17 protein-coding genes and 1 pseudogene are annotated in these 13,791 nt (G+C 60.4%); 14 read left to right on the top strand and 4 right to left on the bottom strand.

Going from position 1 to position 13,791, the window contains the following annotated elements; genetic code table 11:
* The first annotated feature begins 122 nt into the window (after nt 1-122).
* The 5 genes from AOP6_RS01115 (at nt 123) to AOP6_RS01135 (ending at nt 4,507) form a co-directional block, all read left to right on the top strand.
* Nucleotides 123-1,487 (top strand): MBL fold metallo-hydrolase, encoded by a 1,365-nt coding sequence (locus AOP6_RS01115; RefSeq protein WP_155874803.1) that lies wholly within the window; start codon nt 123-125, stop codon nt 1,485-1,487.
* Nucleotides 1,488-1,573: 86 nt separating this feature from the next.
* On the top strand, nt 1,574-2,173 hold the full coding sequence (locus tag AOP6_RS01120; RefSeq protein WP_238480935.1) for a YeeE/YedE thiosulfate transporter family protein: 600 nt from the start codon (nt 1,574-1,576) through the stop codon (nt 2,171-2,173).
* 13 nt (nt 2,174-2,186) lie between these two features.
* Nucleotides 2,187-2,744: a YeeE/YedE thiosulfate transporter family protein gene (locus tag AOP6_RS01125; RefSeq protein WP_155874804.1), complete on the top strand. Its 558-nt coding sequence runs from the start codon at nt 2,187-2,189 to the stop codon at nt 2,742-2,744.
* Between the two features lie 52 nt (nt 2,745-2,796).
* Nucleotides 2,797-3,192 carry a hypothetical protein gene (locus AOP6_RS01130; RefSeq protein WP_155874805.1) on the top strand — a complete coding sequence of 132 codons (396 nt, stop codon included), beginning with the start codon at nt 2,797-2,799 and terminating at the stop codon, nt 3,190-3,192.
* A gap of 169 nt (nt 3,193-3,361) precedes the next feature.
* A complete protein-coding gene (locus AOP6_RS01135; protein ID WP_213194695.1) occupies nt 3,362-4,507 on the top strand; it encodes a PQQ-dependent sugar dehydrogenase in 1,146 nt (381 codons plus the stop codon).
* Between the two features lie 44 nt (nt 4,508-4,551).
* Here AOP6_RS01135 and AOP6_RS01140 read toward each other — a convergent pair whose 3' ends face one another.
* From AOP6_RS01140 to AOP6_RS01155, 4 genes are all read right to left on the bottom strand, one after another.
* Nucleotides 4,552-4,926, bottom strand: a complete 375-nt coding sequence (locus AOP6_RS01140) for a type II toxin-antitoxin system RelE/ParE family toxin (RefSeq protein ID WP_213194696.1) — start codon at nt 4,924-4,926, stop codon at nt 4,552-4,554.
* Entirely contained in the window at nt 4,923-5,207 is a 285-nt protein-coding gene (locus AOP6_RS01145; protein WP_155874807.1) for a type II toxin-antitoxin system Phd/YefM family antitoxin, read from the bottom strand. Before AOP6_RS01145 ends, AOP6_RS01140 begins: the two co-directional genes overlap by 4 nt.
* Before the next feature lie 70 nt (nt 5,208-5,277).
* Complete coding sequence (locus tag AOP6_RS01150; protein ID WP_155874808.1) at nt 5,278-5,481, bottom strand: 4-oxalocrotonate tautomerase family protein; 204 nt, start codon at nt 5,479-5,481, stop codon at nt 5,278-5,280.
* A gap of 22 nt (nt 5,482-5,503) precedes the next feature.
* Nucleotides 5,504-6,781, bottom strand: a complete 1,278-nt coding sequence (locus AOP6_RS01155; protein ID WP_155874809.1) for a YbfB/YjiJ family MFS transporter — start codon at nt 6,779-6,781, stop codon at nt 5,504-5,506.
* Between the two features lie 157 nt (nt 6,782-6,938).
* On the opposite strand from AOP6_RS01155, the gene AOP6_RS01160 reads away from it, so the two are divergent.
* From AOP6_RS01160 to AOP6_RS01200, 9 genes and pseudogenes are all read left to right on the top strand, one after another.
* Entirely contained in the window at nt 6,939-9,521 is a 2,583-nt protein-coding gene (locus AOP6_RS01160) for a cation-translocating P-type ATPase (RefSeq protein ID WP_155874810.1), read from the top strand.
* Nucleotides 9,478-10,857 carry a serine/threonine-protein kinase gene (locus AOP6_RS01165; protein WP_155874811.1) on the top strand — a complete coding sequence of 460 codons (1,380 nt, stop codon included), beginning with the start codon at nt 9,478-9,480 and terminating at the stop codon, nt 10,855-10,857. Before AOP6_RS01160 ends, AOP6_RS01165 begins: the two co-directional genes overlap by 44 nt.
* A gap of 22 nt (nt 10,858-10,879) precedes the next feature.
* Nucleotides 10,880-11,263, top strand: a complete 384-nt coding sequence (locus AOP6_RS01170; protein WP_213194698.1) for an FHA domain-containing protein — start codon at nt 10,880-10,882, stop codon at nt 11,261-11,263.
* Nucleotides 11,264-11,374: 111 nt separating this feature from the next.
* Nucleotides 11,375-11,887 carry a Na+/H+ antiporter subunit E gene (locus AOP6_RS01175; RefSeq protein ID WP_155874813.1) on the top strand — a complete coding sequence of 171 codons (513 nt, stop codon included), beginning with the start codon at nt 11,375-11,377 and terminating at the stop codon, nt 11,885-11,887.
* Entirely contained in the window at nt 11,880-12,164 is a 285-nt protein-coding gene (locus AOP6_RS01180) for a monovalent cation/H+ antiporter complex subunit F (RefSeq protein WP_155874814.1), read from the top strand. Before AOP6_RS01175 ends, AOP6_RS01180 begins: the two co-directional genes overlap by 8 nt.
* Entirely contained in the window at nt 12,157-12,474 is a 318-nt protein-coding gene (locus AOP6_RS01185) for a monovalent cation/H(+) antiporter subunit G (RefSeq protein ID WP_155874815.1), read from the top strand. The genes AOP6_RS01180 and AOP6_RS01185 overlap by 8 nt, the downstream gene beginning before the upstream one ends.
* A pseudogene (locus AOP6_RS01190) lies at nt 12,471-12,683 on the top strand (DUF4040 domain-containing protein); the annotation flags it as partial. The gene AOP6_RS01185 and the pseudogene AOP6_RS01190, both read left to right, overlap by 4 nt.
* Nucleotides 12,684-12,763: 80 nt before the next feature.
* Nucleotides 12,764-13,477, top strand: a complete 714-nt coding sequence (locus AOP6_RS01195; protein WP_155874817.1) for a Na(+)/H(+) antiporter subunit B — start codon at nt 12,764-12,766, stop codon at nt 13,475-13,477.
* Entirely contained in the window at nt 13,474-13,776 is a 303-nt protein-coding gene (locus tag AOP6_RS01200; RefSeq protein WP_155874818.1) for a cation:proton antiporter subunit C, read from the top strand. Before AOP6_RS01195 ends, AOP6_RS01200 begins: the two co-directional genes overlap by 4 nt.
* Nucleotides 13,777-13,791: the final 15 nt, after the last annotated feature.

Raw genomic sequence — 13,791 nt, forward strand, 5'->3', positions numbered from 1 at the left:
CGTTTCGAGGTGGCGCTGGTCGGTCAAGAAGGAGAAAAAGGAGCCAGCTCAATCCGATGAGCTTTAGTTCCGACAGGTTTTCGGGAAAGATTTCGGTACACGACATGAAATCAGGAGGAGACATGTTTTTTGAGAAGATCAAGTCGACAGGCTTGGCCCAGCTGTCCTACATCATCGGCGACGGCCAGCAGGCTGCCGTCATCGATCCGCGGCTGGATTGTGAGGTCTACCGGGAAATCGCCGATCGTGAAGGCGCCCAAATCACGCATATCTTCGAGACACACCGCAACGAGGATTTCGTAGTCGGTTCCTGTGCACTGGCCGAAATGACCGGGGCCGCTATTTACCATGGTGGTGAACTGCCCTTCGCGTATGGTCGGACCGCTGACGAAGGCGACCGGTTTGACTTCGGCAATGTCACCCTGGAAATCATCAAAACGCCCGGTCATACTGACGAGAGTATTTCGCTGGTGTTGAGCGACCGGGAGTTCAGTGATCAACCGCTCGCCGTCTTTACCGGTGATGCCCTTTTCATCGGCGATGTCGGCCGTACCGATTTCTTTCCTGAGCGGGCCGAGGAGGTTGCCGGCCTGCTGTACGACAGCATCTTCGACAAACTCCTGCCCCTTGGCGACCATGTTCTTCTCTACCCGGCCCACGGAGCCGGATCGGTCTGCGGCTCGGGAATGGCTTCACGGGAGTTTTCTTCCCTGGGCTATGAGCGGCAATTCAATCCCGCCCTTCAGGTCACTAACCGTAAAGACTTCATCGATATGAAAGTGGCGGAGAAGCACTATTATCCGAAATATTTTAAACAGATGGAAAAGCTCAATCTGGGTGGACCGCCTCTGCCGGCTACTTTGCCACGTCCGCTGCCGACAAGTGCAAATGAGTTTGCCAAAAGCATGGCCGGCGGTCTCCTGGCCCTCGATACCCGGAGCCCCGAAGCTTTTTCCGGCGCTTATATCCCCGGCAGCCTGGCCATTCCCCTGGACATGATCCCGGCTTATGCCGGCTGGTTCATTCCTTACGACTGCGACATTGGCCTGATCGTCCAGAATTTTGCCGATGTGGAACCCGCTGTTCGCTATCTGGCCAGGCTCGGATATCGCAATATCGTCAGCTATCTCGATGAGGGCCTGCATGGCTGGGAAATCAGCGGCCGCGCTTACGATCAAATCCCTGCAATCTATGCCGGCGACCTGAAGCGCCGGATGGATCAACATGAGGATTTCGTCCTTCTGGATGTACGCAAGGCGGAAGAGATCGAGACAGCCAGGCTGCCGGGAAGCACCGAAATCTTTCTCGGCGAGGTCCCCGAGCGTCTTGACGAGATCCCTGGGGACAAGCCGATCGTTACTTTCTGCGGTAGCGGCCGCCGGGCGATCATCGCCGCCTCGATTCTCAAGCAGAACGGTTTTGATCACGTCGAAAATTGCCTGGGGTCAATGGCGGCTTGTCAGGCGGTCGGCTGCAGTATCTCCTGACCAAAAACGCTTTTATGCTGAAAGGACCTACCATCGTGCGATTTATGGAGAAGGCCCCTTGTGGGTATATAAGGTGCCTGGGCTTCGTGGGGTTCCTGGTTTTTGCCGATCTGTTTTGGGCAGCCGGCGGCCATGCCCAAATCGAAGCGGGGCCAGTCCAGGAGGCCGCCTCAGCAACGGTGGGGTTGCTCGCCATGAAAGCCTGGTCCCCTTACCTGGCCGGTGCCGCCATCGGCATCCTGAGTTGGTTCGCCTTCCTGCTCTCGGACCACCCCTTGGGCGTTTCCACCGCGTTCGCCAAAAGCAGCGGCATGCTTGAAAAAGCCCTGCGCGGGGAAAAGACCTTGCAGAAAAAGTACTATCAGCGTTTCGAACCGGCAATCGACTGGGAGTGGATGCTGGTGCTCGGACTGCTGATCGGAGCCTTTTTGTCCGCCTGGCTTTCCGGCACTTTCAGCTGGAAGTTCATCCCCGACCTCTGGGCGGCCCGTTTCGGGGACGGAGTTCTGGTGCGTGGGTTGACGGCTTTTGTCGGCGGCCTGCTGATCGGTCTCGGTGCGCGCTGGGCCAACGGCTGTACCAGCGGTCATGCCCTGAGCGGGGCCATGCAGCTGGTTGCCAGCGGTTGGGTGGCCGCAGCTGGTATCTTTGTCGGCGGCGTGGTGACGGCCTTTGTCATATTTTGAGAAAGAGGGCGATATGCTGCAAAAACTGCATGAACAGCGGCAGGTTCAGTTGCTGCTCGGTCTTATCATGGGGATCTTTTTCGGATTCTTCCTGCAGAAAGGACAGGTGACCCAATACGACGTCATCATGGGGCAGCTGCTGTTAAAAGATTTTACCGTTGTCAAGGTGATCCTTACGGCCATTGTGGTGGGAATGCTCGGGATTTATCCGCTGAAGCGCCTGGGACTGGTGCAGCTGCACCCCAAGCCGGGGTCGATCGGGTCGACGGTGTTAGGCAGCCTGATCTTCGGCATCGGTTTCGCCCTGCTCGGTTATTGCCCGGGTACTGCCGTTGGCGCTGTCGGCCAGGGCTCCCTTGATGCCCTGTGGGGAGGTGTGACCGGTATCCTGGTCGGCGCCGCCTTGTACAGTGTTATCTATCCCTTCGTCGAAAAGTATATTCTGGACCTGGGCTCCTTCGGCGAGGTCACTCTGCAGGAGCTCTTTCATGTCAGCGAGGTTAAGATGATGCTGGGTATGTCCCTGTTTATTCTTGCTTTATTCGCCCTGTTGGAATTTACCGGCTTTTGACCTGCAAGGGCAGGCTGTTTTTTCGGCGATCCCGCCGAAGAGAGGAAAAAACATGCTTTCCGGACCAAGAGCTGCACGGCGACCCAATCCCCCAGAACCCAACCGCCATCCCGGCCGGGGTGCCCTGCTGTTCTCAATCCTCAGCATCATCGTTTCACTCCTGTTTATCTTCTATGGCGTCACGCTGGTTCGCCTCAACCTGTTCGGCATTACCACGGTGGCTTATGGCGTCCTCAACCTGCTGGTGCTCGCCTGTGCCTACCACCTTCGGGTCCGCTGGTGCGTCACCGCTATTCAGACCTTTGCTGGAGCCTATTTGCTGTTCTACGTTCTGGCGCTGTCGACCGGCATGGAAACTGGCTTGGGCGTCAGCGGCATACTGGTGGTCTCCCTCGCCCTCTGGTGCAACTGGTTTGCCATTACCAAGGTCATTCGACAGCCGGGATAAGACAGTGGCATGCGATTATTGCCGGACACAGGGTCATCACGACTATGCCGATCAAGCAAAACCGGTCACTCTAGCCAAGGGTGGCCGTTTTGCTTTTCGGGGATCCAGCGGTCTCCGGCGCTTCTGATATATTTATGGGGGTGAACAGATTTTCGAAAAGGAGGGCGGGATGGCAATTCTAAGGTTTCAAGTCGGTTTAATCTTCGGCGTGTTTTTCCTGTTGGCATCCATGTGTCCGGCCACCGCAGAAACCGTCACCAGCCAGAAACACCGCTTTCGGGTGGTAACGGTGGTGGAGGGGTTGGAGCATCCCTGGGGCCTAACGTTTCTTCCGGACGGCGGCATGCTGGTCACCGAACGGCCGGGTCGCCTACGTCTCATTCGGGAGGGAAGCCTGGATCCACAGCCAGTGGAGGGCTTGCCGGCCATCGCTGCCAAAGGGCAGGGTGGGCTGCTGGACGTGGCTCTGCATCCGGACTTCGCCCAAAACAAGCTGGTTTATGTTTCCTATGCGGCCGCTGGCGAAGGAGGCATCGGTACGGAGGTCGCCCGTGGCCGCCTGATTGGTCATCGGCTGGAGGAGGTGCAAACGATTTTCCGCCTGCAGCCCAAGTCCGACCGGGGCATCCATTTCGGCTCCCGCCTGGTGTTTGACCGGGCTGGCTATCTTTTCATCACGCTCGGTGATCGGGGGGAGATGGCGCGGGCTCAACAAGGGGATGACCATGCCGGTTCGGTGATCCGCCTGCACGATGACGGCCGGGTCCCCGCCGACAATCCCTTTAAAAGCCTTTCCGGCTGGAAACCGGAAATCTATTCTATCGGACATCGCAACGTGCAGGGGGCGGCTCTGCACCCGCAAACCGGCGAGTTGTGGGCCCATGAACACGGCCCCCAGGGTGGGGACGAGATCAACATCATCCGGGCGGGAAACAACTACGGCTGGCCCGTCATCACCTACGGGGTCAATTATGGTCTGGGGACCCGCATCGGCATGGGAACGCATCAAGAGGGCATGATCCAGCCTCTGCACACTTGGGTGCCCACCTCCATCGCGCCGTCGGGGATGACATTCTACGAGGGCGACCGTTTTGTGCGCTGGCGGGGAGATCTGTTTGTCGGAGCCTTGCGTGAACAGATGCTGGTGCGTCTGCGTTTCGACGGCACCCGCGTGGTCGAAGAGGAGCATCTGCTTAAAGAAGCCCTGGGCCGAATTCGTGATGTTCGGTCGGGACCGGACGGCTATCTTTATCTTCTGACGGATCACCGCAAGGGTGCGCTGGTTCGGCTGGAACCGCTTGGTGGGGAGGAGTAGAAGGATAGTGGAGGATGAGGCAAGCGTGGTGGCAACGGGGTGTGTCAATTCGGCCAATGGTCGGAGAAGTCAAAGGATACCTGGCGGTGATGGCGGATAGCGAGAAGAAACAGCTCCCCCTTGCGGCAGGCGTAAAGCAGCAGGTAGTCCCCGCGGATCAATTCAAGCAGAAGAGTCCCTGGCCCCAGACGTTGGCGAAGGTTGTTTGCCCGTACCCGGGTTTCCCGGCAAGTCGTCGGATGGCGAAAAAAATCGGCACCCATGTTGGGAAAGACTTCGAGGGCGGGCAAGACCTCGTCGAAAAGATCGTCGAGGAGTCCGCTAAAGGCCTCAGGCGCATCCACCTTGCGCAGAAACGCCTCGATTTCGTTGAGATTGCGGGAAAAGTTGCGGGTTATTCGTAAGGTGACGGCGCTCATTTGCCCCGGCTGTAACGGCTCTTGAGCTCGGCCACCGTCAGCAGGTTGCCCTCTTCCACGTCGTCCCATCCCCGCGTTGCCTCGTCCAGCAGCCCCAGGTGAATATTTTCCCGCTCCAGCCGGTGATAGTAATCGAGTCGACGGGCGTCAATCAGGGCCACATAGGCCTTGCCGTTGCGGGTAATGATTTTCTCACGCCCCGCACAGGCCTCGTCGGCCAGTTCGGTCAGCCGCGCCCGCATTTCCTTTAGAGGCACAATATCCTTGCTTGTAATGGGCATCTATTCCTCCCCCACCAAAAGTTGACAATAAACATTAATCTATTTGTGCAACTTTGACAAGGGGGCGACCTTATTTCCCCACTTTGCGCCGGGAAGTGACCGTTTCTCCGGCGATCCCCCAGTTGTCCGTGTCCACTTCGTCGATAACGACGACGGTTGTGGCCGGATTTTTTCCCAGCACGTCGACCAGCAGTTGGGTGGCGCCGGCGATCAGCTGCGCCTTCTGTTCGGCGGTAGCGCCTTCGCGGGTGATTTTAATGTTGACGTAGGGCATGGTGGTCCTCCTTGGTGAGTGATCAGGGTTTCTGAAAAGAACGGTCGATGGCGATGAACAAGGCGCCGACCACAACGGTGGCGGCCGCCAGCAGCAGGGGAAGGGCGAAGCCGTGGCGCAGGTCGGCCAGTACCCCGGCAATGGGTGGCCCCAGGATCTGACCGATGCCGAAGCAGGCGGTGAGGACGGCGGCGATGCGCTGCTGGCTGCCGGGGGCGCGGCGCCCGCCTTCGGCCATGACCAGGGCGACGATCCCCAGAAAGGTGCCGCCGAAAGAGACGGCGGCAAAGAGCACCGTCAGTACGCTTTCGGCCCAGATGCAGACGAGAATGCCGGAGGCCTGCAGGCCGTAGGCCAGCAGCAGAGCAACCCGGGCGCCGAAACGGCGGGCCAGCCAGGGCCAGAAAAGGGTCGACGGGATGGCCGCCAGCCCTACCGCCACCCAGCTGTAGGGGGCGAAGAAGGCGAGACCGTCGGTTTCGGCAATGATCGAAACCAGGAAAGTGGCCGAGACAATGTAGCCCAGTCCTTCACAGAAGTAAGCGGCTGCCAGGGGCCAGAGGGTGCGATTGAGTCGACCGGCCGGTGTCGCCACCGCGTTGGCCGCTTCCGGCGGCGCGGTTTCGCGCCCGATGGCCATGCCGATCAGCGCCAGCAAGGCGGCTATCAGGCCGCTTCCTATCCAGGCCCCCTGCCAACCCCAGCCCCAGTCAAACAGGGGGACGAGGCTGCCGCTCAGGGCGATGCCGAAACCGATGCCGCCATAGAGGGCGCCGATCCAGTGCAGGTGTCCCCGGCGTCCGAGGGCCTCGGCCACTTCGACGGAAATGATGATGAAGAGCAGGGCGCTGGCAATGCCGGCCGCCAGACGCAGCAGACCCCAGACCAGCCCGGTCTGCGTCATGGCCATCAGCGCTGTGCCGATGATGGTCACCAACAGGGCGCTGAGGCCGACGAGGCGGTTGCGCGCCAGCTGGGGCATGAAGGAGCAAAGCAGGGCACCGATGAGATAGCCGAGATAGTTCAGGCCCGCCAGCCACCCCGCCAAGCCATGGGTAAGGCCGAGATCGCGCTGCATGAGGGGGATGATGGGGGTGAAGACAAAGCGCCCCAGTCCCATGGCCACGGCCATGCCGAGCATGCCGCCCAGGAGCACTCGGAGGGAGGCCTTAGCCGGGTGCGGAGTTGATTTTGGTCTTGCCGGTGTGGTCGCCATGTGTGACAGCTTAATGGAAGGCGGCATGCCCTTGCAAACGATTCTTGTGGTGGCGTTGAGCAGGTGAGTTTTTATCAGCGACATTCTGTGTTCCTGACGATTGGTAGACCCTGCAGAATCCTGCGATACAATAAACGGAATGCCCTGGCTTGCCGGGCATCCTGTAAAGAGGGGGAACCGATGGCAGCTCGCCTCGGTGCCGCTTACATCTTTTTTTGTCGAACCAATATCCGGATGGATTATGACTGAAACACATTGGCACAGCCTTTCACGGGACAGGGTGGCAAAAGAGCTTGAAACGGATTTTCGCCAGGGCCTCAGCGAAACAGAGGCGGCGGCGCGACTGCAGCGCCATGGCCTGAATGAGCTGGAGGAAGGTAGCCGGCGTCCGTTGTGGCGCATGTTCCTGGAACAGTTTCGCGATTTCATGATCCTGGTTTTGCTGGGGGCAGCGGTGATATCGGGCCTGATCGGTGAGGCGGTGGATACCGTCGCCATTCTGGTCATCGTTGGGTTAAACGCCATCATTGGCGCCGTACAGGAATACCGGGCCGAAAAGGCCATGGCGGCGCTGAAAGCCATGGCCTCACCGGCAGCCCGGGTGCGGCGCGGTGGCCAGGTGGTTGAGCTATCGGCTTCAAAGCTGGTGCCCGGCGATGTGGTGCTGCTGCAGGCCGGAGATGTGGTGCCAGCCGACCTGCGCCTGGTGGAAAGCGCCGAAATGGAGGCAAACGAGTCCATGCTGACGGGAGAATCGACGGGGGTGTCCAAGCAGGTGGAGACTCTTGCCGAGCCGGAGCTGGTCGTGGCCGACCGTGTCAACATGGCTTTCAAGGGGAGCCAGGTCAATCGGGGCAGAGCGGTCGGCGTGGTGGTGGCCACCGGTATGGCCACCGAGCTGGGCCAGATCGCTCAGCTGCTGCAGAAGACGGTCGAGAGCAAGACGCCTCTGCAGAAACGTCTGGCCACTTTCAGCAGGAAGCTGGCTCTGGGGGTTCTGGCTATCTGTGCCGTGATCTTTGTCGTCGGCATTCTGCGGGGCGAGCCAGTCATGCTCATGCTGCTCACGGCCATCAGCCTTGCCGTGGCGGCCATTCCCGAAGCCCTGCCGGCGGTCATCAGCGTCGCTCTCGCCATGGGTGCCGCGCGCATGAGCAAACGTCACGCCCTCCTGCGCAACCTGCCGGCGGTGGAGACCCTTGGCTCGGTCACGTATATCTGCACGGACAAGACAGGCACCCTGACTCAGAACCGCATGTCCGCCGAGAGGTTTTACGTCGGGGGCCAGGTGCATGAGGGCATTCCGGAGCAGAGCCGGTTGTTCGGGGAGGCGCTGGCCCTGAACAATGACGTCGAAGGCAAAGAGGGCGATCTCAAGGGCGATCCGACGGAAGTGGCCCTCTACGAGGCGGCGCTGGCCCACGGGTATCGCCGCCAGGAACTGGAGGACCGCCTGCCGCGCGTAGCCGAATTCCCCTTTGATTCCGAACGCAAACGGATGTCGACCCTGCATCAGGATGGAGACGGGATTGTCCTTTTCTGCAAGGGGGCCCCGGAGCAGGTGCTCCCCCTGTGTCCGGACAGCGAAGCGGAAGCGCTGCTGGCCCAGGCGGAGGCCCTGGCCGGCGAGGGCTACCGGGTGCTGGCGCTGGCCACGCGGCAACTGCCGGAGCTGCCGCAGGGGCTGGAGATGGAAGCGGCCGAGCGCGACCTGACTTTTCTCGGTCTGGTGGCCCTGATCGACCCGCCGCGGGAGGAGGCAGCGCCGGCGGTGCAGGATTGTCTCAGCGCCGGTATCATCCCCGTTATGATCACCGGCGACCATCCGGCGACGGCGCTCGCCATTGCCAAACGCCTCGGCATGGCCGAGTCGAAGGAGCAGCTGATCACGGGCCAGGAGCTGGCTGAGCTGGAGCCGGAAGAATTGAAACAGCGGGCACGCCAGCTTCGGGTCTATGCCCGCACCAGCCCGGAGCAGAAGATCCGCATCGTCGAGGCCCTGCAGGATCTGGGAGAATTCTGCGCCATGACCGGGGACGGCGTCAACGACGCGCCCGCCCTCAAAAAGGCCGACATCGGGGTGGCCATGGGCGACAACGGCACGGATGTGGCCCGGGAAGCTTCCGATATGGTGCTGCTGGACGACAACTTCGCCACCATCACCGCCGCCGTACGGGAGGGGCGCCGCATCTTCGACAACATCCGCAAGTTCATCCGCTACACCATGACCAGCAATTCGGGGGAGATCTGGGTGCTCTTTCTGGCGCCTTTTATGGGCTTGCCCATTCCGCTGCTGCCCATTCATATTTTGTGGATCAACCTGGTGACCGACGGTCTGCCGGGGCTGGCCCTGACCGCTGAAAAAGCCGAGCCGGGGGTCATGCAGCGGCCGCCCCGCCCCCCTGACGAAAGCATTTTCGCGCACGGCATGTGGCAGCACATGGTCTGGGTGGGCCTGCTCATCGGCGGCCTGTCTCTGGCCGCCATGGGCTGGGCCTACGGAAACGGTCATGAAAGCTGGCAGACTATCGTCTTTACGGTGCTCACCTTTTGTCAGCTCGCCCACGTACTCGCCATCCGCTCGGAGACGGAATCCCTGTGGCAGCTCGGTCTGTTCAGTAACCTGCCCCTGCTTGGAGCCGTGGCGCTGACCGTACTGCTGCAGCTGGGGGTCATTTATCTACCCGTAATGAACGGAATTTTCAAAACCGCTCCCCTGACCCTGACGGAACTGGCTCTCTGTTGCAGTTTGCCGTTGCTGGTGCTGGGGGCCGTGGAAGTTGAAAAGTGGCGGCGCCGGCAACGTCTGTCGTCCGGGATGTAAGCGCTCGGTGGTAGGGCCGCTGCGTTGCCTGCTTGCCAAGAAGGAGGATTTCTGGGAAAATGGCGCGATTTTGATTCCCGGGGTATCGGCCCGAAAGGTAAGTATGTCGAACGAGACAGTGATTTCTATCCATGCCGGCAGGATCCAGCGGCTGAAAGCGGGCGCGGCCGACAGTCTGTTTCTCCTGCGCTCCCCACGTATACTCTTCCTGGGTTTGCAGAGGAAGTGGCTGGTTCCCGTTCTGCTGCTTGTATCGCTGGTCCTGGTGCCGGCTGTGCTGCTGCCGGCCACCCATTTTCTGCTCGAAAAAATCTATCCCCCCGTCGAAAAAAAACAGCTCTTTGGTCTGCTGAAGACCTCAAAAGAAGATGAGCGCCTAATCCGCCGCCAGGCCCAGTCCACCTTTCTGATCTGGAGTCTTGCCAGCCTGGGAGTGGCCACCGGGTTGGTGCTCTATGCGCCGATTATCCGTCGCGCCGCTGAACAGGAAATCTTTTTACAGCCGGCGAAACAGCTAACCGACTCCAGCCGATCGTTGCTGGGTAAGCGCTACCAGATCGAGGCAGAGATCGGTTCCGGTACCATGGGAGTGGTCTATTCAGCTTTCGACCAGACGCTGGAACGGCAGGTCGCCCTGAAGGAACTTCCCTCCGTCTTTGTGCGCGATCCTGAGCGAAGAGAGCGTTTCCGGCGCGAAGCGCTCACGCTGGCCCAGCTGATCCATCCGGGTATCGTGCAGATTTACGATCTCGTCGATGACGGCTCGCGCATGATTCTGGTGATGGAACTGGTTCGCGGCGGCACCCTGGAAGACCATATGGCTGGCCGGGCTCCTTTTGCCGAGGCCGTGGTATTGAGCATGGTCTCTCAGCTCTGCGATACCCTGTGCCATGTGCATGAGAAGGGGATTGTGCATCGTGATCTGAAGCCGGCTAACATCCTTCTCGATGAACAACAGCGTCTGAAAGTGACCGACTTCGGCCTGGCTCGCCTGAGGCAGGAAAGCGGTCTGACTCTCGATGGCAGTCTCATGGGCACGCCTTTCTACATGAGCCCCGAGCAGGCGGCGGGCAAACCTACGGATTTTCGAGCGGATATCTATTCTCTCGGCGTGATTTTTTACGAACTGCTGGCGGGGGCGCCGCCCTTTACCGGCGAACCGACGGCGGTGCTGCTGCAGCAGCTGAACGACGAGCCCGTGCCCCTGCGGGAACGGGCGGCAGGAATCCGGGAGGGCGTCGCCGACCTGGTTATGGCGATGCTGCGCAAGAATCCGGACGAGCGACTCTGCGACCATGGCGAAATTTCCCGCCGCCTGCATAATCTGCGGCACTGATCGACTTTTCAGGAGAAGACATATGGCAAAAATCGTAGTGATGTTCAAGGGACAGGTCGTCAAGGAGGTAGCTATCGGCAGCGAAGGGATCCGCATCGGCCGTGACGCCGATAACGACATCCAGATCGACAACCTGGCCGTATCCCGCCACCATGCCGAGATCTACCGGCAGGGCATCCCCTACTATCTTGAAGACCTGAAGAGTACCAACGGCACCTTTCTCAATGGCGCCCAGCTCAACTGGAAGCGAGGGCTGAATCACCAGGACAAGATCACCATCGGGAAGCACACTCTTGTCTTTATGGAAGAGGCCAAAGATCAGCCGGGCGGGTCCAGGCCTTCCGCTGCCAATGAGACCCTCTGCCTGACCCCGGAAGACCTGGAGCGCATGCGCCGCAACAGCTGAGCCGGCCTGTACTGTGGCTACCTTGCCTTGACGCTCGTCGACCCTCTTCTATACTTAAACGGCTGAAGGGGATAAGCCCCTTCCCTGCTGTTGTGAGACAAGGAGAACAGGGTGGCTGTGAGTGTGCGGGAGCTGACGCTTCGTTTTCTGCTTTTGACCTTGTTGTGGTGGGTTCTGACGGAAGGGGATGCCGCCGCCCTGGGTTTCGGCCTGCCCGTAATCCTGCTGGCGTTATGGGCCAGTCACCTGCTGGCTGGTGACCGGCAGGAAACCTGGACACTCACCGGTCTCCTTTCATTTCTACCCTTCTTTTTTTATGCGTCCCTGCGTGGCGGCCTTGACGTTGCCCGTCGCGTCTACGATCCCCGTCTGCCGATTTCTCCCGCCATCTGTGAATTTTCTCTGCATCTTCCGCCCGGCCCAGCCCGGATTTTTCTGGCCAACACCATCAGCCTGCTACCAGGCACCTGCAGTGTTTATCTCCAGGCGGAAGGTCGTTTGCTGGTGCATGCCCTCGATGACAGCCGTCCTCTTGAAGGGTCTCTGCGCCAGGTAGAGAGGCGGGTGGCGCGACTTTTCGGCCTGTCGCTGGCCGGGAGCAGGCAGGAGGATGCGGATGCATGATTTTTTTCTCGCCATGGCCATTTTTCTCCTTCTGACCATCGTGGTCGGTTTGGTGCGAGTGCTTAAAGGGCCCACGCCGGCGGATCGCATGCTTGCCGCCCAGCTCTTCGGCACGACGGGAGTGGCGATCCTGCTGCTGTTGGCCGAGGCCATGGACCTTCCGGCTTTGCGGGATGTGGCCTTGGTCTTCATTCTGCTCGGGGCTTTGGCGACAGTGGCTTTTGCCAAAAGATTCTGGATCATCCAGGAGGGGGCAGAGGAGGAGAGCAATGATTGACCTTTTGTCTGTTCTGCTGACCTCAGCCGGCGGGGTTTTCTTTTTAGCGGGGACGTTGGGGATGCTGCGGCTTCCGGATGTCTATACTCGCCTTCATGCCCTGACCAAGGCCGATAACCTCGGCCTTGGTCTCACGGTGTCGGGCCTCATTCTGCAAGTGGGATCGGTGCCGGTGGCGCTGAAAATGCTGCTCATCTGGCTGCTGGCCCTGGTGGCCAGCTCGGCGGCCTGCTATCTGGTGGCGAACAGCGCCTTTCGCGGTGGCCTTCGGCCTCGCCAGGGGCGATTTTGCACGAAGGAGCGTTCATGACGTCTCTGGCCTTCACGTTTGATCTGCTGCTGATCTGTACGCTGCTGGCCCTGGCCTGGAAGATTCTGTCGGCCCGCGATCTCTTTAAGGCAGTGGTGCTGTTCATTGCCTTCGGGCTGCTCATGTCATTGGCGTGGGTGCGGCTGCGGGCTCCCGATATTGCCCTGGCTGAAGCGGCCATCGGTACCGGCCTGACCGGAGTCCTGCTGCTGGATGCTGTCGGGCACCTCGGTGTGGAGGAAGATTCGGCCGCCGCCAAGGAGCCCCCATCCTCTTCAGCGGAGGAAGAATGAGGTCGGCGGCAATGTGGATTCTCGACGGCCTCGCTTTTCTGGTTCTGGCGGTCTTCGCCGTCGTCCTGGTCTGGGCCGTGCTGTCCTTGCCGGCCACGCCTCCCAGTCTGCAGCCAATGGTAAAATCCAGCCTGATGGACTCCGGCGTTCACTCTGCTGTGACCGCGGTTCTCCTCAATTTTCGAGGCTACGATACCTTGCTGGAGATCGGCGTCCTGTTGTTGGCAGCGATGGCCTGCATGGCGTTGAGGCAGGGACTGCCGCCAGGACCTCTGCTCATGATCGCCCCGCCCGGCCCCGTGCTGGCTGCCATGACGCGATTGGTCATTCCCCTGATGGTGCTGACTTCAGGGTATCTTCTTTGGGCCGGTGAACATGCCCCGGGTGGAGCTTTTCAGGCTGGTGCCGTGCTGGCTGCCGCCGGCGTCCTGCTGCTTCTGGGCGGCAAGTTGAAGGTGCGTCTGGGGGCCCCCTGGCAGGTGCGGGGAGCGCTGGCTTCGGGATTGGCCTTTTTCATGGCGCTGGCCCTGGTGACCCTGGCGATGGGGGGAAAGCTGCTGGAATATCCACAAAATGGGGCGGGACCCATGATCGTCGCCCTGGAATCTTTTCTGACCTTGTCCATCGCGGTGACGCTGGTTTCCCTTTTTGCCTCAAATCCGCCGGCCGGATCGCCAATGACTCCACCGGAAAAAGAGGAGGACGCATGACCCAGGCCGATTTATATGCGTTGGGCGCTGTGCTGCTCTTCTGTCTAGGCCTGCGGGGCCTCATTTTTGACCGCCACCTGCTGCGCAAGATCCTGGCCCTGAATATCATGAGCAGCGGCGTCTTCCTCCTGCTGGTGGGGATAGCCTCCCGCCACCCGCAGCAGACCCCCGACCCTGTTCCTCTTGCCATGGTCCTGACGGGGATCGTGGTGGCGGTGAGCGCGACAGCCTTTGCCCTGGCTCTGGTCCGGCGCTACTATCAGCAGACAGGAAAGACCCGGCTGCCGGAGGGGGAATGAGAGCGCTGTGCTGGA

Origin of the sequence: Desulfuromonas sp. AOP6 (assembly GCF_009731355.2) — a bacterium.
Taxonomy (GTDB): Bacteria; Desulfobacterota; Desulfuromonadia; order Desulfuromonadales; family SZUA-540; genus SZUA-540.